General features: G+C 50.5%; 17 protein-coding genes, 5 tRNA genes and 2 rRNA genes (1 of these 24 only partly in view). 23 read left to right on the top strand and 1 reads right to left on the bottom strand.

Translation table 11 applies throughout. From position 1 onward, the window contains the following. Positions 1-248: 248 nt before the first annotated feature. From rpmH to GJQ69_RS09615, 19 genes are all read left to right on the top strand, one after another. The gene (rpmH, locus tag GJQ69_RS09705; protein ID WP_086036778.1) at positions 249-383 is read left to right on the top strand and encodes a 50S ribosomal protein L34; all 135 of its coding nucleotides are present in this window, start codon (positions 249-251) and stop codon (positions 381-383) included. Positions 384-445: 62 nt separating this feature from the next. Next, positions 446-778, top strand: coding sequence for a ribonuclease P protein component (rnpA, locus tag GJQ69_RS09700; RefSeq protein ID WP_174193608.1), 333 nt, complete (start codon positions 446-448; stop codon positions 776-778). Further along, the gene (gene yidD, locus GJQ69_RS09695; RefSeq protein WP_086036776.1) at positions 775-1029 is read left to right on the top strand and encodes a membrane protein insertion efficiency factor YidD; all 255 of its coding nucleotides are present in this window, start codon (positions 775-777) and stop codon (positions 1027-1029) included. The genes rnpA and yidD overlap by 4 nt, the downstream gene beginning before the upstream one ends. 22 nt (positions 1030-1051) lie before the next feature. Next, complete coding sequence (locus tag GJQ69_RS09690) at positions 1052-2191, top strand: YidC/Oxa1 family membrane protein insertase (protein ID WP_157659005.1); 1140 nt, start codon at positions 1052-1054, stop codon at positions 2189-2191. A gap of 101 nt (positions 2192-2292) precedes the next feature. Beyond that, the gene (gene jag / locus GJQ69_RS09685; RefSeq protein ID WP_086036774.1) at positions 2293-3135 is read left to right on the top strand and encodes an RNA-binding cell elongation regulator Jag/EloR; all 843 of its coding nucleotides are present in this window, start codon (positions 2293-2295) and stop codon (positions 3133-3135) included. A 117-nt stretch (positions 3136-3252) separates the two neighbouring features. Next, positions 3253-4614: a tRNA uridine-5-carboxymethylaminomethyl(34) synthesis GTPase MnmE gene (mnmE, locus tag GJQ69_RS09680; RefSeq protein ID WP_086036773.1), complete on the top strand. Its 1362-nt coding sequence runs from the start codon at positions 3253-3255 to the stop codon at positions 4612-4614. A gap of 119 nt (positions 4615-4733) precedes the next feature. Then, complete coding sequence (mnmG, locus tag GJQ69_RS09675) at positions 4734-6611, top strand: tRNA uridine-5-carboxymethylaminomethyl(34) synthesis enzyme MnmG (protein ID WP_086036772.1); 1878 nt, start codon at positions 4734-4736, stop codon at positions 6609-6611. Continuing rightward, entirely contained in the window at positions 6608-7318 is a 711-nt protein-coding gene (gene rsmG / locus GJQ69_RS09670) for a 16S rRNA (guanine(527)-N(7))-methyltransferase RsmG (RefSeq protein ID WP_236849691.1), read from the top strand. Before mnmG ends, rsmG begins: the two co-directional genes overlap by 4 nt. Before the next feature lie 198 nt (positions 7319-7516). After that, a complete protein-coding gene (locus GJQ69_RS09665) occupies positions 7517-8332 on the top strand; it encodes a ParB/RepB/Spo0J family partition protein (protein WP_174193606.1) in 816 nt (271 codons plus the stop codon). Between the two features lie 205 nt (positions 8333-8537). Then, on the top strand, positions 8538-9305 hold the full coding sequence (locus GJQ69_RS09660; RefSeq protein WP_086036770.1) for a ParA family protein: 768 nt from the start codon (positions 8538-8540) through the stop codon (positions 9303-9305). Between the two features lie 11 nt (positions 9306-9316). Next, on the top strand, positions 9317-10159 hold the full coding sequence (locus GJQ69_RS09655; protein ID WP_236849690.1) for a ParB/RepB/Spo0J family partition protein: 843 nt from the start codon (positions 9317-9319) through the stop codon (positions 10157-10159). A 61-nt stretch (positions 10160-10220) separates the two neighbouring features. Then, positions 10221-11507 carry a serine--tRNA ligase gene (serS, locus tag GJQ69_RS09650; RefSeq protein WP_086036769.1) on the top strand — a complete coding sequence of 429 codons (1287 nt, stop codon included), beginning with the start codon at positions 10221-10223 and terminating at the stop codon, positions 11505-11507. Between the two features lie 113 nt (positions 11508-11620). Then, positions 11621-12361: an acyl-[acyl-carrier-protein] thioesterase gene (locus GJQ69_RS09645; RefSeq protein ID WP_086036768.1), complete on the top strand. Its 741-nt coding sequence runs from the start codon at positions 11621-11623 to the stop codon at positions 12359-12361. 282 nt (positions 12362-12643) lie between these two features. After that, positions 12644-14152, top strand: coding sequence for an IMP dehydrogenase (locus tag GJQ69_RS09640; RefSeq protein ID WP_086036767.1), 1509 nt, complete (start codon positions 12644-12646; stop codon positions 14150-14152). A gap of 134 nt (positions 14153-14286) precedes the next feature. Next, a tRNA-Met gene (locus GJQ69_RS09635) sits at positions 14287-14363 on the top strand. Positions 14364-14366: 3 nt separating this feature from the next. Continuing rightward, a tRNA-Glu gene (locus GJQ69_RS09630) sits at positions 14367-14442 on the top strand. A 44-nt stretch (positions 14443-14486) separates the two neighbouring features. Next, positions 14487-14563: transfer RNA gene (locus tag GJQ69_RS09625), tRNA-Val, on the top strand. Positions 14564-14658: 95 nt separating this feature from the next. Beyond that, on the top strand, positions 14659-15210 hold the full coding sequence (locus tag GJQ69_RS09620) for a hypothetical protein (protein ID WP_086036766.1): 552 nt from the start codon (positions 14659-14661) through the stop codon (positions 15208-15210). Positions 15211-15419: 209 nt separating this feature from the next. Then, entirely contained in the window at positions 15420-15572 is a 153-nt protein-coding gene (locus GJQ69_RS09615; protein ID WP_174193604.1) for a hypothetical protein, read from the top strand. Positions 15573-15779: 207 nt separating this feature from the next. On the opposite strand, the gene sleB is transcribed toward GJQ69_RS09615, so the two are convergent. Beyond that, the gene (gene sleB, locus GJQ69_RS09610) at positions 15780-16475 is read right to left on the bottom strand and encodes a spore cortex-lytic enzyme (RefSeq protein WP_086036764.1); all 696 of its coding nucleotides are present in this window, start codon (positions 16473-16475) and stop codon (positions 15780-15782) included. Positions 16476-16826: 351 nt separating this feature from the next. Here sleB and GJQ69_RS09605 point away from each other — a divergent pair. The 4 genes from GJQ69_RS09605 to GJQ69_RS09590 form a co-directional block, all read left to right on the top strand. Continuing rightward, positions 16827-18339: ribosomal RNA gene (locus GJQ69_RS09605) — 16S ribosomal RNA — on the top strand. A gap of 141 nt (positions 18340-18480) precedes the next feature. Further along, positions 18481-18556: transfer RNA gene (locus GJQ69_RS09600), tRNA-Ala, on the top strand. 34 nt (positions 18557-18590) lie between these two features. Next, positions 18591-18667 (top strand) — tRNA-Ile (locus GJQ69_RS09595). Positions 18668-18802: 135 nt separating this feature from the next. After that, positions 18803-19979 (top strand): 23S ribosomal RNA (locus GJQ69_RS09590) (it continues 1657 nt past the right edge of the window). The 16S and 23S rRNA genes sit together here with 2 tRNA genes alongside, the layout of an rRNA operon.

Genomic DNA, 19979 nt, shown 5'->3' with positions numbered 1-19979 from the left:
ATGTTCAGCTCTCCTCTGTACAGTGACGTTTTTATAGGAAAAAGGCAGTCCAATCCATTATTTAAATGATACACTATTTCATTGTAGCATAAACACGAATATAAGGCAAGAAACGGAAGAAAGGGCTGCATGGGTCTTTTTTTTTGCTCTTTTGGTCCTTTATTAGGAGATAAAAACTTGACAGGCTCTGCAAAAATAAGATATAATGCTATCTTGCAAAGGTTTATTCCGAAAGGAGGTTTTTACCTATGAAAAGAACGTATCAGCCGAAGAAGCTGCACCGCAAGAAGGAACATGGTTTCCGCAAGAGAATGTCCACCAGAAACGGCCGCAAGGTTCTTGCACGCCGCAGAGCCAAGGGCCGGGCACGCCTGACCTACTGATGAAGGCAAACTAAGGGCCACCATTCGTGTGGCCTTTCTTTGTATGTAACGGAGCTGACCGTATGGAGTACGAACCTATCAAAGAAAACAGAGATTTCCGGCGCATTTATGGCAGAGGAAAAAACCTTGTCAGCCCGGTGGTCGTCTGTTATGCCCTGAAAAACCGCTGCAAAAAAGTGCGGATGGGTATTACAACCAGCAAAAAAATTGGAAATGCCGTACAGCGCAACCGTTCCCGCAGGGTTATTCGGGCTGCGTTCCGGGCCCTGCTTCCGCGGATTAAGCCCGGCTATGACTTCATTTTTGTGGCACGCGCAAAAACACCGCACGTGAAAAGCACGGCGGTAAAGTATGCAATGGAGAAGCAACTGAAGAAAGCAGGCCTGCTGCATTGAAGCGGCTGCTGCTGTGGCTGCTGCACTTTTATCAGCGGAATATCTCCCCGTTGCACGGGCCGTGCTGTAAATATATCCCCACATGCTCCAACTATGCCATAGAGGCGGTGGAGCGTTTTGGCCCGCTGAAAGGCGGGCTGCTGGCGTTGTGGCGGGTGCTGCGGTGCAACCCTTTCAGCCGGGGCGGCTATGATCCTGTGCCGGAAAAGAGAGGGAAAAAAGAGAAAAAACAAAAAAAGCGGAAGTCCTGATATAAGGGAGAAAAGTCGTATTATGAATTTTTTTAATAATATTTTTAACGGGCTTGGCTGGCTGATTGGCTACCCGCTATATGGCCTGTACTATGTGGTGCGCAACTACGGTGTTGCTGTCATTTTGTTCACTGTTATTTTGCAGCTGCTGAGTTTTCCCATGTACATCAAACAGCAGAAAACAATGTCCGGCAGTATGCGCATGCAGAAGAAAATGCAGGAACTGAAGAAAATTTACGCCAATGACAAGCCAAAACTGATGGAAGCACAGCAGGAGCTTTATGAAAAGGAAGGCATGGGCGGCATGGGAAGCGGCTGCCTGATGACGCTTCTGCCAATGCTTATCTTTATGGCTATGTTCTGGGCCTACGCCAGCCCGCTGACCAACGTGCTGCATGTGGATGCCGGTGCTGTGTCAAAAGCTGCTGACTTGATTCAGCGTGTGCCGGGGGATGCATTGGCCAGCACGATGGGCAACTATGCTAGTATGTACCGCCAGCTGGACATTGCGAAGGACTTCCACCTGATTCAGCCCTATCTGACAAACATTTTCAGCCCCTATGATATGCAGAAACTGACCACTTTCAGCGGCAGCTTTATGTTCCTGGGGCTGAATCTGCTGCAGACACCAGCAGTAGCGGGACAGTTCTGGAGCACAATTTTTACGACACCGCTGTTTATTCTCCCCTTTGCCAGTATCGCTCTGCAGATGATTGCAACGGTTTATATGACTTACAGCCAGAAAAAAATGGGACAGGCACAGCCGCAGCAGGGCTGCATGACCGTTTTCATGGTGCTGATGCCTTTGTTCTTTGGATATATCACCTGTACGCTGCCGGCAGCTATGAGCTTGTACTATGCCGTCAGCGGCCTTATGAACCTGGTCCGTGCGTGGATGATGCAGAAGTATTATTCTCCGCAGATGCTGACCGCAGAGGCGGAAGGCTCCCATGTTCTGCTGATGAACCAGCGAGAGGCTGCCATGAAACCGCTGGAACCGGAAATTCAGCAGGAGCTGGAGAGCCGTGTGCGCAACTATAACCAGGTTGCGGTGGACAATGCGGCAGCCGGCAAGAAAAAGGCAAAATCCGGCGGACAGAAAAAGAATAAGGGAGCCTTAAAGCCGCAGAGCAAATCGGATTATATGGGCCAGAAAAAGTAACATTTCTGCGCCCTTTTCCCCAGGAGATGTGAGGTCGGGGCGCAGCCACATTTCTCTATATCTGTTGACTAGGTTTTGCATATAAAGGAGGATACTGTGTGATGCGCAGAGAAGCGATTGAAACCGGTGAAACGGTGGAAGCGGCCCGCGTGGCGGCGTGCCGTGAACTGGGTGTGGAACCGGATGAGGCGGAATTTGAAATTCTGGAAATGCCGGTGAAAAAAACACTGGGTCTTTTTGGCGGAAGCCCCGCAAAAGTACGTGCTTTTGTGGAGGAAGGCCCCGCTGAAAAAGCTGCCTCTTACCTTGAAAGTATCCTGAACAATATCGGTTTGCCGGAGTTACAGATAGATGTACAGAAGGAGGAAGGCGGTGCTATGCTTTCCATTTCTGGCGGCGACATTGGGTTTATCATTGGGCACCGCGGCGAAACACTGGACGCCCTGCAGTACCTGGCGGGTTTGGTGGCGAATCAATCGGAAGACAGCTATTATCGCATTACGCTGGACATCGGCGGCTACCGGGAAAAACGTCGGGAAACGCTGGAGGCGTTGGGCAAGAAGCTGGCAGCGAAAGCGGTTAAGTCTGGCCGCAACAACTCCCTGGAGCCGATGAATCCCTATGAACGCCGTATTATTCACACGGCGGTGCAGGAAGTGTCTGGTGCCATCAGCTGGAGTGAGGGCAAGGACCAGACCCGCCATGTTGTGATTGGTCCGGAGGGCGGCGAACGGTATCAGCCGCATAGAAGAAGCGGGCACACGGGATACGGACATCAACAGGGTGGAAGAAAGCCTTACGGCAATGGTTCGCGTCATCGCCCGTCCGGCCCGAGAAACAGCGGCCGTCCGTCTTCGGAACAGCAGGACCGCCACCCGGCGGAAGAGTGTCCGTCGGTGCCGCTGCATGGCCATACCAGCCGGGACAACGAACAGCAGCGATAATTCCGTACATTTTTATTTCTGTTTTTTAAAAAAGAACAGCATCCAATCAGAAATGATACAGGAGCGGCGGGCTTTCCGAGTCCAGCCGCTCTTTTTGTCAAAGGAGGAACTTGTGTTTTGCATACCATAGCAGCAATCAGTACACCGATGGCGCCGGGAGGAATCGGCATTGTGCGTATTTCCGGCGACCATGCTCAGCAGATAGCGGACCGTGTGTTTACGTCCGTTTCCGGGAAAAAATTGACGCAGATTCCGGGGTACACTTCCCTGTTTGGTTCTGTCCATGACGGGGACGGAAGCTTTGACCAGTGTGTGGCGGCAAATTATCGAGCACCCAAAAGCTATACCGGTGAAGATGTAGTGGAACTTTCCTGTCACGGCGGACTGTATGGCATGCACCGCCTATTGGATGCCTGTCTGCAGGCGGGTGCACGTTTGGCGGAACCGGGAGAATTTACACGAAGGGCTTATCTCAATGGAAAGATGGACTTGACACAGGCGGAATCTGTTATGGAGATGGTTTCTGCACAGGGTAAAGGTGCCGCACAGGCGGCCCGCGCCGGACAGGAAGGGCGCCTCAATCAGCGCATTCACTCTGTCCAGAATACATTGACCGATATCGCTTCTCATCTGGCCGCATGGGCAGATTTTCCGGAAGAGAACGTGCCGGAAGTAGAGAACAGCCAGTTGGAAAAGGACCTTTTGGCCGCGGACCACATTCTGCGGCAGCTGCTGGCTGGATTTGATACCGGACGTATCCTACGCGAAGGAGTCGATACGGTGATTGCCGGCCGGCCAAATGTGGGAAAAAGCACGCTGATGAACCTGCTAACCGGCTGTGAAAAAAGCATTGTCACATCCTATGCAGGAACAACGCGCGACGTTGTGGAGGAAACTGTATTACTGGGGGATGTTCCCCTGCGGCTTGCGGATACGGCCGGCCTGCGGAATACAGAGGACCCGGTGGAGCAGCTGGGTGTCCTGCGCAGCCGAAGCCGTGTGGAGGGCGCACAGCTGGTGCTGGCTGTGTTTGATTCCTCGGAACCGCTGCAGGAAGAAGACCATGCTTTCATGGATTTGATTGGCAATATGCCAGCTATTGCGGTTATCAATAAAAGTGATATGGAAAGCAAAATAGACGAATTGTATATTAAAACTAAGTTTAAACAGATGGTATATATTAGTGCTTTGCAGGGAAGCGGTCTCCAGGAGCTGACGGAGGCCGTCAAAAAGGCACTGCACCTGCAGAAGATAGACCCTTCGGCAGGCGTGCTGTTTACACAGCGGCAGAAAGAGGCAGTCCGCCAGTCACATGGAGCACTGACGGAGGCGCTGGAAGCACTGCACGGCGGCATGACGCTGGACGCCGTGACCGTCTGTGTGGAGGATGCGGTATCCGCCCTGATGGAACTGACAGGTGAGCGTGCTTCAGATGCAGTGATTGACAAAGTATTTGAAAATTTCTGTGTGGGAAAATGATTTCTTTCTGCGGCAAAAAGATGTTTGACAGAACTGCCCCGTCCGTTTTACAATAAGGGGCAGTTTTTCTATACGAAAGATGGGCTTGAATACGGGTTTTTAAGATACAGGAGGATATCATGGAATATGAGTATGACGCTGGCCTGTATGATGTGGCGGTGGTTGGTGCCGGCCACGCCGGCATAGAGGCTGGTTTGGCCAGTGCTCGGCTGGGCTGTTCGACACTGGTTTTTACGATCAATCTGGACGCGGTGGGAAACTGCCCCTGCAACCCAAGCATCGGCGGAACAGCAAAAGGACATTTGGTGCGGGAAATTGATGCACTTGGCGGCGAGATGGGCCGCACGGCGGACGCCTGCTTTTTGCAGAGCCGCATGCTGAACCTCGGCAAAGGTCCGGCGGTGCATTCCCTGCGCTGTCAGATAGACCGCAGAAAATACAGCGAAATTATGAAGCATAAGCTGGAGCTGCAGGAGAATTTATACCTCAAGCAGGCGGAAGTGGTGGACCTCCGCCGAAGAGGTGAAGGCTGGCAGCTGGTCACACGCATGGGTGCGGTGTATACCGTGCAGGCAGTGGTGCTGGCGACCGGCACATTTTTGGGTGGACGTGTTTATGTTGGGGAAGTTGGCTATGACAGCGGTCCGGACGGTATGTTCCCCGCGGGCTTTTTAAGCGAGCCGCTGCAGAAACTGAGGCTGCAGCTGCACCGTTTCAAGACCGGAACACCGGCCCGTGTACTGCGCAGCAGTATTGATTTTTCAGACCTGGAAGTACAAAAAGGAGATAATCCAGTGATTCCTTTTTCGTATGATACACAGACACCGGGAAAAAATCGAGCGGTGTGTTATGTTTCCTGGACCAATGAAAAAACAAAGGACATCATTCTAAAAAATATCAATCGCAGCCCGCTGTACAGCGGACGCATTTCAGGCATAGGACCGCGGTACTGCCCCAGCATTGAGGATAAAATTATGCGGTTCCGCGATAAACCGCGTCACCAGCTGTTCATTGAGCCGTGTGGACTGAACACGGAAGAGATGTATTTACAGGGAATGAGCTCCAGCTTGCCGGAAGAAGTACAGCTGCAGTTCTATCACACCATAAAAGGGCTGGAACATGTACAGATTATGCGCTGTGCCTACGCAATCGAGTATGATTGTGTGGACCCGCTGCAGATGGATGCGACCTTAGAGTTCCACGATCAACCCGGCCTTTACGGAGCGGGACAGTTTAACGGCAGTTCCGGATATGAAGAAGCTGCTGCACAGGGAATTGTAGCGGGCATTAACGCGGCCCTCAAAGTGCAGAAACGGAAACCGATGATTTTGGACCGTGCCAGTTCCTACATTGGTACGTTGGTTGATGACCTTGTGACCAAAGGTGTTACGGATCCTTACCGCATGATGACCAGCCGGAGCGAATACCGGTTAGTGCTGCGGCAGGACAACGCGGATGAACGCCTGACACCCATAGGCCGTAAAGTTGGCTTAATCAGTGATGACCGCTGGGAGAGATTTCAACAGAAGGAAGAACAGAAAAAAGCAGAGATACAGCGCGCACAGAAAACGGTTTTTCCGCCGAGTGATACACTGAATCAGATTCTTGTTTCACGTGAAACATCACCGGTGCACACAGGGGTACATCTGTCCGAGCTGCTGAAGCGTCCGCAGTTAAACTATGAAGTGCTGACGCCGGTGGACAAGGAACGTCCGGACTATCCAACTGCCGTTTTTGAAAATGCGGAGATTGAACTGAAGTATGCGGGATACATTAAGAGACAAAAAGCAGATATTGCCGAAATGCGCCGCCTAGAAGGCAAACTGCTGCCTAGACATTTTGATTACACCGAAGTGACTGGTCTGCGCAGTGAGGCACAGGAAAAGCTGAACCGTGTGCAGCCGGCGAATATCGGACAGGCCAGCCGCATTTCCGGTGTCAGTCCGGCAGATATCAGTGTTCTGCTGATTTGGCTGACAAAGGAGCAGAGCAAATGAAGAATATAGAGTCCATGCTGAACGACGGCGCCGCCGCTTGTGGTATTTCCCTTTCCGCGGAACAATGCCGTCAATTCCAGCAGTACATGGAACAGCTGCTGGAATGGAATACAAAAATCAATTTAACTGCGATTACAGAACCGGAAGCATTCGTCCAAAAGCATTTTTTAGATTCCCTATATCCGCTGCAGTGGATTTCTCTGTCCGGACAGCGCTGTATAGATGTTGGTACAGGCGCGGGCTTTCCGGGGATACCGCTGAAGCTGGCAGTGCCGGATATGCGCTTGACACTGTTGGACGGTCTGCAAAAACGCCTGTGTGTATTGGAGGACATCAGCCGAAATATTAAGGTGGATTTCAACTCCCTGCATGCACGGGCAGAAGAAGCCGGGAAAAATGTAGACCAGCGGGAGCAGTACAACTTTGCATTTGCGCGTGCGGTTGCGCCGCTTCCGGTCCTGTGCGAATACTGTTTGCCGCTGGTCAAAGTCGGCGGCAGTTTCTGTGCGTGGAAAGGACCAGCGGCACAGGAAGAACTGGCCGATGCACAGAATGCACTGCAGGTTTTGGGCGGCAAACTGGAGCGTGCGGAGCAGTACACGCTGCCGGATGGCAGTGAACGAACCTTCCTGCAAATTCGGCACGAGAAGCATTGTCCTGCATCGTATCCACGTACCACGAAAAAAATGAAGAAGAATCCCTTATAGTTTTCCACCGTAGCAAGATGGGAAGCACACGGCTTCTGATAACTTTCAACATAGTTTTCAACAAGGAAAGAAGTGAATGACACTTTCTGTTTTTGCCTTCCTTTAATAGAAAAACGAAAGATAACCTTTGCATCACCTTTCTACAAATTCATACAAATGCGTTGTGCTAAGATAGTAGACAAGCAGGGAGGTGAAAACATGCTGGGACAACAGCACATTATAAAGCTGGATATTGATTGTATTTGTCCAAATCCGGCACAGCCGCGCCGCACCTTTGCAGAACAGGAGCTGAAAGAACTGGCGGACAGCATTGCAGCCAATGGCCTGTTGCAGCCAATCATCGTACGGCGTATGTCCGGTGGTGTGTATGAACTGATTGCCGGTGAGCGACGCCTGCGTGCCTGCAGAAGTTTGGGAATGAAGGACGTACCGGTCCTCATTACCAGCTGCAGCGACCGCGAAAGTGCTATTTTTGCGCTGACAGAAAATTTACAGCGTTCGGACCTCAACATGTTTGAAGAAGCGGAAGGCATTCAGCGACTCATTGAAGTCTGGGACGTTACGCAGGAAGAATGTGCTGAGCGGCTGGGACGCAGCCAGTCCGCCGTTGCGAATAAACTGCGGCTGCTGAAGCTGCCGCCAAATGTGCGTGCCTGTATTGTGGAGAACCACTTGACGGAGAGGCATGCGCGCGCGTTGCTGCGTTTATCAGACCCCGAGCAGCAAAAACAGGTGCTGGGGATGATTTTGCGCAGCGGCATGAATGTGCAGCAGACAGACGCACTAGTGAACAAGATGCTGAAAGAAGAGCCAAAGCATCGGCAGCATCAAACGCCGGTTCCCAAGGATGTCCGCATTTTTGGCAACACTATTCAGCATGCGGTCACCACTCTGCAAAAGACCGGTGTACAGGCGGAAACCTACCAGACGGAAACAGAAAAATATCTGGAATGGGTTGTGCGTATCCCTAAAAATGAGGCACAAAATAAACAGACGGACAAGCAGCCCGCCTAAAACCGCTCTATTAAAATTTTAGATTACAAGAAAAGCCTATTTCTTATCATTTTCCCACAATCATTTTCAAAAAGAGGGTTTGCCCCGTGGCAGGCCCTTTTTTTATGTGTTGTGTTTCACGTGAAACATAATACTTTCCGCCCCTTTATTTACCCCTCTTTCCGTGGTATAATAAAGCATATTATAAAAAGGGAGGAGCTGGATAATGAGCCGCATAATTGCTGTTTCTAACCAGAAAGGCGGCGTGGGGAAAACAACGACCGCAGTCAACCTTTCTTCTGCCCTTGGTGCAGCCGGAAAACGGACACTGCTGGTTGATACGGACCCACAGGGGAACTCCTCCAGCGGAGTAGGAGTGGACCGCCGAAAGTTGAAGGTTTCGGTCTATGATGTGCTGATAAGGGACCTTGCTGTTCAGAAAGCTATTTTAAAGACAGAGTTTAATAATCTTTCGCTGCTGCCTAGTTCACTGGACCTGTCCGGGGCGGAGATTGAGCTGGTGGACAAGCCCCACAGGGAAATCATACTGAAGCGTGCTTTGGCCGACATTAGGGACCAGTATGACTATATTTTGATTGACTGCCCGCCGTCCCTTGGCTTCATTACAACTAATGCGCTGATTGCGGCGGATAGTGTGCTGATTCCGATTCAGTGTGAATTCTATGCGTTGGAGGGCCTTAGCCAGCTGATAAACAGTGTCCGTCGAGTAAAGCGCCAATATAACCGCGGGCTGGAAATTGAGGGCGTTCTGCTGACCATGTATGATGGCCGGCTGAACTTAACCCAGCAGGTTGTAGATGAAGTAAAGAAATATTTTAAAGATGAAGTTTTCAAAACGGTTATTCCACGCACGGTACGCCTGAGTGAGGCACCAAGCTTTGGACAGCCCATTCAGTACTTTGACCGTAACTGTAAGGGCGCAAAGGCATACAATGCGCTGGCAGTGGAACTGATTCATAAGCATAAAGAGTGAGGTGAAACAGATTGTCCTCTAAACAAAGGGGCCTCGGCAAGGGGCTGGATGCCATTTTTGCAGAGAATGATACGGAGGACGGCGACTCTTCCATTATGGTCAGCATCAATGACTTGGAACCAAACCGCAGCCAGCCGCGGCGAAAATTTGACGAGGAAGAACTGGCTGGCCTTGCAGAGTCCATCACGCAACATGGCATTTTGCAGCCGCTGCTTGTACGGCCGCTGCCGGACCAAAGCGGTTACCAAATTGTCGCGGGGGAACGCCGCTGGCGTGCGGCACACATGGCGGGTGTTCGGCAGGTGCCGGTTTTGGTGCGGGAACTGACGGACCAGCAAGTGATGGAAATGGCGCTGATTGAAAATTTACAGCGCGCAGACCTGAATCCGCTGGAAGAAGCGGAAGGGTATCAATCTTTGATGGACCAGTATGAAATGACGCAGGAAGAAGTGGCAGACAGTGTCGGAAAATCTCGACCGGCGGTCGCCAACGCGCTGCGTTTAGTGCATCTGCCGCAGCAGGTGCAGGAACTTTTGCAGCAGGGCAGGCTGACGGCAGGACAGGCGCGTACTCTTTTGGCCTTTCCACTGGAGCAGCAGGTGCCGATGGCACTGCGCTGTATAAAAGACGGACTGACCGTTCGACAACTGGAAAAGCTTTCCAAGCAATTCGCCGCACAGCTGAAAGGCAGCAGTCTGAAACACCAGATTCCGTTTTATGACGAAGCAGCGCTTTCTTTGCATGAACAGCTCGGCCGGCGGGTAAAAGTGACCGGAAGCCGAAAAAGAGGCGTCTTACATATTGAGTTTAACGGTGAAGATGACCTGAAATCACTGCTGAAACAATTTGAATAAAAACTAAATTTTGAATCCATATAGGAAATGACAAGAAAGGGATATTGGGGGAGAAAACAAAATGATTGATATCAAACTTATCCGTGAAAAACCGGACTATGTCAAAGCGGCAATCAAAAAACGACAGATGGATTTGGACGGCGTTGTCGATGAGATTTTGGCGGTGGACAAAGAACGCCGTGAAGCAACCGGCAAAGTGGAGAGCAAAAAAGCAGAGCAGAACGCTGTCAGCAAAGAAATCCCAAAAATCAAAAAGGCTGGCGGCGATGCTTCTGAGGTCCTCGCAAAGATGAAGGCCCTGTCCGGAGAAGTGAAAGAAGCCAATGCAAAACTTTCTGAAATCAATGATAAGCAGCGGACACTGATGCTGTCCCTGCCTAACCTGCCGGATGAGGACGTACAGCCCGGCGGCAAAGAGCAGAATATTCCGGACCACTACTTTAAAGAAAAGCCGGTCTTCAATTTTGAGCCGAAAAATCATGTAGACCTTTGCGAAAGCCTGGGTATGATTGATTACCAGCGCGGTGCAAAAATTGCTGGCAGCGGTGCATGGATTTACCGCGGCTGGGGCGCACGCATGGAATGGGCAATTCTTAACTTCTTTATCAATGAGCATCTTTCTGACGGGTATGAACTTATTCTGCCGCCGCATATGCTGAATTATGAGTGTGGTTATGTAGCGGGCCAGTTCCCGAAATTTACAGATGAAGTATACTGGATTCAGAACCCGACCAGCAGCGAAAAGAAATTTATGCTGCCGACCGCTGAAACCGCACTGGTTAACCTGCATCGTGATGAGATCCTTTCTGAAAAGGACCTGCCGCGTAAATACATTGCATATACACCCTGCTACCGCAGAGAGGCCGGTTCTTACCGTAGCGAAGAGCGCGGCATGATTCGCGGCCACCAGTTCAACAAGGTGGAAATGGTACAGTATGCCACACCGGAGGGCAGTGACGCCGCATTTCAGGAAATGGTCGGTAAGGCCGAACGCCTGGTACAGGAACTGGGTTTGCACTATCGTGTCAGCCGTTTAGCAGCAGGGGACTGCTCCTTCTCCATGGCTCGCACATATGATATTGAGGTTTGGATTCCTTCCATGGGGATTTACAAGGAAGTTTCCTCTGCCTCCAATGCACGGGATTATCAGGCACGCCGCGGCAATGTTAAGTACCGTGATGCAAACCGCAAGCTGCACTTTGTGCATACACTGAACGCTTCCGGTTTAGCAACGTCCCGTATTATGCCGGCAATTGTCGAACAGAATCAGAACGCCGACGGCAGCGTTACGGTGCCGGAAGTCCTGCGTCCGTATATGGGCATTGATGTTATTCAGCCGGAGAAATAAAGAACTCACCTGCCTGTAAAGAACAGAGTTGAAAATTGAAACAGGGCTGTTTATCCGCGGAGATTTCTGCGGCAAACAGTCCTGTTTTCAAATAACGAAAGGGGATACTGTACATGAATGTTGAAGCAAATGCGGCTGTTTCACCAGAGGTTTTTGAACGGACTGCCCGGGTTGAAAGCCACCAGATAGGTGCGGACAGCACCATGCACCTTTCCGGCCTGCTGCGCATGGAACAGGAAACCGGTGAAGAGCACATGGACGCGGTCGGGCTTGGGTACGAAAAAATGTACCACGACGGCATTGCGCTGCTGATAACAGAAAATGCGGTGGAGGTTCAGCGAAGACCAATTCGGAACGAGAATCTGCGCATTGTCACACGGGCACTGGGCACAGCAGGTGTGCATTTGTACCGCGATTTCACTTTTTACAGCGGAGAAGAACAAATTGCGCATATTCTGCAGGCAAGTGTCGGTGTGGACTGCCGCACACACCGCCCCATGCGTCCGGAAGAGGCGCTTTTCCATTATCATGTATTCCCCCAGTCGATTCTGCCGCGGGAACAGCGGGTAACGAAACTGCGTGTCAATGAGGAACTGCCGCCGCTGGGGGAAAGGCCTGTCCGTTATAGTGATTTGGATATGAATCATCACCTTAACAATACCATTTATGGCGATATTGTGGAAGACTTTTTGCCGGAGCAATATAAGGAGTGGAAGAAAGTGCATATCAGCTATATGGCAGAAGCCGTGTTGGGTGATATGCTGCAGGTACAGGGAGAACGGCGCAAGAACGGTTTTTTGATGGCGGGCCGAAAACAGGGAATCCGCAGCTTTGCCGCATTAGTACAGTGCTAACGAAAAGAATCTCTGCAGTCCTGCAAAAACAAGAGAATGATGGAAAAAGAGGATATGTTTTCTGCGAAAATTAAGCGAAAAATACAGATGCGCGGCGGATTTGTGTTGAAAACAGGGTTTGCGGGTGTTATAATGGACTATAATTTATAAGAGAGACTGCCCGAATGAAATGCTGTTTGAAACCGCGTAATGCCGGTTTTAACAGCTTCCTTTTTATCAGCCTTTTTCGCGGCAGACAGAAAGTAAAATCAAACTAAAACTGAAATCGGAGGATGCAAGCAAATGGCCTTTTACTTCAAAGAACCCTGCCATACTTTCAATGAATATCTGCTGGTGCCTGGATATTCTTCTTCAGAGTGCACACCGGACAACGTGAGTCTGAAGACACCCCTGACAAAGTTCCGCAAAGGGGAACAGCCAGATATCACTTTGAACATCCCCATGACTTCTTCCATCATGCAGTCCGTTTCCAATGATACACTGGCGGTTGCACTGGCAAAAGAGGGGGGCCTGTCCTTCATTTACGGTTCCCAGAGCATTGAAGCGGAGGCTGCCATGGTGGGCAGAGTCAAGGCTTACAAAGCGGGCTTTGTTCCCAGTGACTCCAACATTAAGCCGGACCAGACACTGGCGGATATTTTGGAACTGAAGAAAAAAACCGGACATTCCACTGTGGCGGTCACGGATGACGGTACTGGTACCGGAAAATTGCTTGGCGTTGTTACCAGCAGAGATTACCGCATCAGCCGTATGCCTGTGGAAACGCAGGTGCATACCTTTATGACACCGATTGAAAAGGTTATCTCCGCACCGATGGGAGCTACCCTGTCCGAGTGCAACGACATCATTTGGGAAAACAAGCTGAATGCACTGCCGGTGCTAGATCAGGACGGAAGACTTCACTATTTTGTTTTCCGGAAAGACTACTCCGCCCATAAAGAGAATGCAAGCGAGCTGCTGGACGACAAGAAGCGCTATATGGTGGGTGCCGGTATTAACACCCGCGACTACAAAGAACGCATTCCGGCTTTGCTGGAGGCCGGCGCGGACGTGCTGTGCATCGACTCCTCCGAAGGATACAGTGACTGGCAGAAGATGACACTGTCCTGGGTACGTGAACAGTATGGCGACAGTGTAAAGATTGGTGCGGGAAATGTCGTGGACGGTGACGGCTTCCGCTTTTTGGCGGACGCCGGCGTGGACTTTGTGAAAATTGGCATCGGCGGCGGTTCCATCTGCATTACCCGTGAAACCAAGGGCATCGGCCGCGGACAAGCAACCGCTGTCATTGAGGTAGCCCAGGCACGCGACGAGTATTATAAGGAAACCGGCGTCTATGTGCCGATTTGCTCGGACGGCGGTATTGTTTATGACCACCACCTGACACTGGCATTGGCTATGGGCGCTGATTTTGTTATGCTGGGTCGTTATTTCTCCCGCTTTGATGAGTCTCCGACAAATAAGGTCAATATCAATGGTCAGTATATGAAAGAGTACTGGGGCGAGGGCAGCAACCGTGCCCGCAACTGGCAGCGCTATGACCAGGGCGGTGCAAAGAAGCTTTCCTTCGAGGAAGGTGTGGATTCTTATGTGCCGTATGCCGGTTCTTTAAAGGACAACGTGCAGACAACGTTGTATAAAGTAAAGTCCACTATGTGTAACTGCGGTGCACTGACCATCCGTGAACTGCAGCAGAAGGCAAAGCTGACACTGGTTTCCAGCACCAGCATTGTTGAGGGCGGCGCACATGATGTCCTGCTGAAGGATTCGGTCAACAATCAATCCAAGTAAGCGTACACTATGCGGCGAAAAAACGCAAAGAATTGCTTTTTTCATTGAAAATATATATTTTTGAAAAGGGCTTGACAAAACAGTGTCCTTTCGGTTATAATAATAAGCGCTTCGCAGCGTGTGAGGCGCTGTATGGCGGCATAGCTCAGCTGGCTAGAGCATTCGGTTCATACCCGAAGTGTCATAGGTTCAAATCCTATTGCCGCTACCATATGGCCCGGTCGTCAAGTGGTTTAAGACACCGCCCTTTCACGGCGGGTTCATGGGTTCGAATCCCGTCCGGGTCACCACTTTTATCTTCCTTTTTTCTTTTTCTTATCTTTTGTTGAGGTATGGACGCGTAGCTCAGCTGGTTAGAGCGCTCGCCTCACACGCGAGAGGTCATGGGTTCGAGTCCCCTCGTGTCCACCAAACAGAATGCGGTTTTTAAACCGCGGAACCAAAAACCGCTCTTGGTAGCGGTTTTTCTACTATATAGATATTTTTGCAGATGACCGGAGGAAATTATGAAAAAAGCAATGATTATTGCGGCAGCTGCAGTACTGGTGCTTTCCTGTGCGGCCTGTGGGCCGGGGGATGTGCCGGTTTCCGGTACCAGCAGCTCTGCCTCTTCTGCGGCCTCGGCGGCTTCATCAGCGGCTCCTTCGCAGGCAGCGAGTTCTGCCGTCAGTGTGAACCCAGCCAAATACAGCGACAATTTGAAGGGCCTGCTGAATTATATGGGCGACAGCCATTATATCGAAGGCAGCGGCGTAGAATTGGAGTATGAGCTGATTGGTGCCAAGGGCGGCCGTCGCTATACCAAGACAATCAGCAAAAACAGTACGGAAACCATTGAGCTTTATGAATATGATTTGAAAAGCCCCAATGCCACCGCAAAGAAGATTCTGGATGAAGTCAAACAAAGCAACAGCTTTACATTGTTTGAAAAGAAAATCCCCGCCTGCCTGAGCAGCAACGGCAAGTACCTGATGGTATATAAGGACAGTGCCAATGGCAGTACAGTATCTTCCCGGCAGAAAGAAATTATAGAAAAATTCAAGGCCTATAAGGCTTAAAAAAGAGGACGTGCCTTTTATGGAAAGGGCACGCCCTTTTTGTATACTCTTGCGGGTGGCGCAGCAGTCGAGCCGCCAAGGGGAAATTCTCTTGACGCAGGCAGAAAAGCCGACCTGCAATTATGGCGAAAACAATATAGGAAATATAGCAAACAGGAAAAAGAAAGCTTTGGGGCCTATATCAATGCAGAAGCGCAGACAAGGTGGGGATGGCACAAGCAGAACGGACAAAACGGTTTTTTGTGACAAACACAACTGTTTCCAAGTGGGAAAGAGACCTTTCCTATCTGGACATTGCACTGGCAACAGATATCTACAGAGAACTTTCTATTTTGGAACATGAATTCTTTAGTCTGCGATGAGGCGGCGGCCGGCAGGCAGAGAGAAGAAAGATGCCAAAGCTTACCGCACATTTTGAAAAAGAAAACAGCGGTTATTTCCTATTCTTATAGATAAAAATATATAATGGATAAAAAATGATAATATGGATCTATTTAGTCCTTGCCAAAAGGACATCGGCTTCGTATACTATGTAAAAAGGCACCCGGGAAAGACCGGGCGCTCTTTTTTCACGAACAGAAGCGATGCTTGCCGATAACCGTAATAACTGGCCGTGAGAAAATCCATTTGCTTGTACTTTTGACGGGATTATAATAGTAGATTGCACCGCCGGACGGGTCCCATCCGTTGATGGCGTCGCGGACAGCTTTGTAGGCAGAATCCGACACCGCCGCATTGACACCGCCGTCCGTCAGGCAGCTAAACGCACCTGGCTGATAAATAACTCCGGCAAGCGTGTTGGGGAAAGAGGGGTGTTCCACACGGTTGAGAATAACTGAAGCAACGGCCACCTGTCCTTCATATGGTTCTCCGCGCGCTTCCGCGGACACAATCGTTGCCAGCAGCTTAATATCGTTGTTGGAGTACTTGCCCTGTCCGCCCGTTGCCATTGCGCTGGAACCACCGCTAATGCCTAGGGCCTGCAGCGTTTGCTTGCCCGCTATACCATCGGCAGTAATGCCCTGCTGTTTCTGAAAGGTGACAACTGACTTTTTCGTGGAACTGCCGTAGATGCCGTCAGTCTTTCCAGAATAAAGGCCCATCTGTTTGAGCTTTGTCTGAATTTTGGTAACCTCTGTACCCTGAGAACCCAGACGGGAAAATGTCTGAGTGCTGCGGCCATAGTGCAGCAGCATTCCGAACGCAAGAAGGGAAACAAGAAGAACAACCAGCACACGCCATGCTGTCATACCTGCTTTTTTCATACCGATCCTCCTTTTAGAGAGAATTGTGCCCCAAAACGTGCCACTCATACGGATTTTAAAAAAAAGCAAAAAAAGATGAAAAAAGTAGTTGACAAAGGGAGAAAGCAGTGGTATTATATATGAGTCGCCGCGAGAGAGGCGCCCGGGGCTAAGGCCTAAGGGAGCTGAAATTGAGGCGGCGCAGGACCTTGAAAATTAAACAACGATGACAAGTAACGGACCCGAAAGATTCCGAGAGGAATGACGAGAAGCTGACTCGTAAAAAAACAGCAAAACGATACGCAAGCGTATCAAAACGAGCTACAAAAGCTCTAGAGTAGATTTGGATGCCGAAAGGCGTTTAGATATCATATTTTAGAGAGTTTGATCCTGGCTCAGGACGAACGCTGGCGGCGTGCCTAACACATGCAAGTCGAACGAAACTTTTTGCTTCGGTAGAAAGTTTAGTGGCGGACGGGTGAGTAACGCGTGAGGAACCTGCCTTTCAGAGGGGGATAATGTCTGGAAACGGACACTAATACCGCATGACATTTTCTGTTCACATGGACGGAAAATCAAAGGAGCAATCTGCTGAAAGATGGACTCGCGTCCGATTAGCTAGATGGTGAGATAATAGCCCACCATGGCGACAATCGGTAGCCGGACTGAGAGGTTGAACGGCCACATTGGGACTGAGACACGGCCCAGACTCCTACGGGAGGCAGCAGTGGGGGATATTGCACAATGGAGGAAACTCTGATGCAGCAACGCCGCGTGAAGGAAGACGGTCTTCGGATTGTAAACTTTTGTACCTAGGGACGATAATGACGGTACCTAGGCAGCAAGCTCCGGCTAACTACGTGCCAGCAGCCGCGGTAATACGTAGGGAGCGAGCGTTGTCCGGATTTACTGGGTGTAAAGGGTGCGTAGGCGGCCAAGCAAGTCAGCTGTGAAAACTATGGGCTTAACCCATAGCCTGCAATTGAAACTGTTTGGCTTGAGTGAAGTAGAGGTAGGTGGAATTCCCGGTGTAGCGGTGAAATGCGTAGAGATCGGGAGGAACACCAGTGGCGAAGGCGACCTACTGGGCTTTAACTGACGCTGAAGCACGAAAGCATGGGTAGCAAACAGGATTAGATACCCTGGTAGTCCATGCTGTAAACGATGATTACTAGGTGTGGGGGGTCTGACCCCTTCCGTGCCGGAGTTAACACAATAAGTAATCCACCTGGGGAGTACGACCGCAAGGTTGAAACTCAAAGGAATTGACGGGGGCCCGCACAAGCAGTGGAGTATGTGGTTTAATTCGAAGCAACGCGAAGAACCTTACCAGGTCTTGACATCCAACTAACGAAGCAGAGATGCATTAGGTGCCCTTCGGGGAAAGTTGAGACAGGTGGTGCATGGTTGTCGTCAGCTCGTGTCGTGAGATGTTGGGTTAAGTCCCGCAACGAGCGCAACCCTTACTGTTAGTTGCTACGCAAGAGCACTCTAGCAGGACTGCCGTTGACAAAACGGAGGAAGGTGGGGACGACGTCAAATCATCATGCCCCTTATGACCTGGGCTACACACGTACTACAATGGCCGTTAACAGAGAGAAGCGATACCGCGAGGTGGAGCGAACCTCAAAAAGCGGTCTCAGTTCGGATTGCAGGCTGAAACCCGCCTGCATGAAGTTGGAATTGCTAGTAATCGCGGATCATAATGCCGCGGTGAATACGTTCCCGGGCCTTGTACACACCGCCCGTCACACCATGGGAGCCGGTAATACCCGAAGTCAGTAGTCTAACCGCAAGGAGGACGCTGCCGAAGGTAGGATTGGCGACTGGGGTGAAGTCGTAACAAGGTAGCCGTATCAGAAGGTGCGGCTGGATCACCTCCTTTCTATGGAGAACAGAGCAGATGAAACAAGCTGCTCGAAATCCTAGGTCGGTCGGATTAAAAGCTTGTCAATCGTTGTTTAATTTTGAAGGCCTTGCGATGCAAGACTTTCAGAAGATGGTGGACGGGAAAAGCCACCAGTATGGGGGTATAGCTCAGCTGGGAGAGCGCCTGCTTTGCAAGCAGGAGGTCAACGGTTCGATCCCGTTTATCTCCACCATGGGCTTCTGGTGAGAACCGGAAAGCCGGGAAATGGGCTTATAGCTCAGCCGGTTAGAGCGCACGCCTGATAAGCGTGAGGTCGGTGGTTCGAGTCCACTTAAGCCCACCAGACGGGGAAACCCGCAGCTGTACATTGAAAACTGAATAAAGAAAAGAATGCGAAAAACGATATCAAGTAAAGTTAGAAAAATTACTACAATTTTGCAATTTTACGAGTTTTAAACTGAGAACCAAAAGAACACATGGTCAAGCTACAAAGAGCGCAAGGGGAATGCCTTGGCACTGAGAGCCGATGAAGGACGCAGCAAACTGCGAAAAGCTTCGGGGAGCCGTAAGCAGGCTTTGATCCGGAGACATCCGAATGGAGCAATCCGGCTGGAGTCATATCCAGTCACTGTACAGTCAATACATAGCTGTACAGGGGGAACCGCCTGAACTGAAACATCTAAGTAGGGCGAGGAAGAGACATCAAAATGAGATTCTGCTAGTAGTGGCGAGCGAACGCGGAAGAGGCCAAACCGCAGGTAGCAATACTTGCGGGGTTCGGACAGCAATACGCATGTGAAACCTTAGCTGAATGGTCTGGGAAGGCCAGTCAAAGAGTGTGAGAGCCACGTAAGTGAAAAGGGGAAACAGCCAGCTGGATCCAGAGTACCGCCGGACACGAGAAATCCGGTGGGAAGATGGGGGGACCACCCTCCAAGCCTAAATACTACTCAGTGACCGATAGAGAATAGTACTGTGAAGGAAAGGTGAAAAGCACCCCGGGAGGGGAGTGAAATAGAACCTGAAACCTTGTGCTTACAAGCACCGAAAGCCCGTCAAAGGGTGATCGGGTACCTTTTGTAGAATGGTCCGGCGAGTAAATGTAACTGGCAAGGTTAAGGACTTTAGGTCCGGAGCCGTAGCGAGAGCAAGTCTGAATAGGGCGTATGAAGTCAGTTGTATTTGACCCGAAACCGGGTGACCTACCCATGTCCAGGTTGAAGTGGAGGTAAAACTCCATGGAGGACCGAACCGACTCCCGTTGAAATGGTAGCGGATGAGATGTGGGTAGCGGAGAAATTCCAATCGAACCCGGAGATAGCTGGTTCTCTCCGAAATAGCTTTAGGGCTAGCCTTGTATTAGATTACCGGAGGTAAAGCACTGAATGGTTAAGGGACCGAAAGGTTACCAAGACCTATCAAACTCAGAATGCCGGATAATTGATGTACAGGAGTCAGACGGCGGGAGATAAGTTTCGTCGTCAAAAGGGAAACAGCCCAGACCCACAGCTAAGGTCCCAAAACACGGTTAAGTGGAAAAGGATGTGGGGTTGCACAGACAACCAGGATGTTGGCTCAGAAGCAGCCATACATTAAAAGAGTGCGTAATAGCTCACTGGTCGAGTGACCCTGCGCCGAAAATTTAACGGGGCTAA

The sequence above is a fragment of the Caproicibacterium lactatifermentans genome, assembly GCF_013315815.1.
GTDB classification, from domain to species: domain Bacteria; phylum Bacillota; class Clostridia; order Oscillospirales; family Acutalibacteraceae; genus Caproicibacterium; species Caproicibacterium lactatifermentans.
Note: the sequence above shows the minus strand (reverse complement) of the source record. Positions and strands in the feature narration are given on the sequence as shown.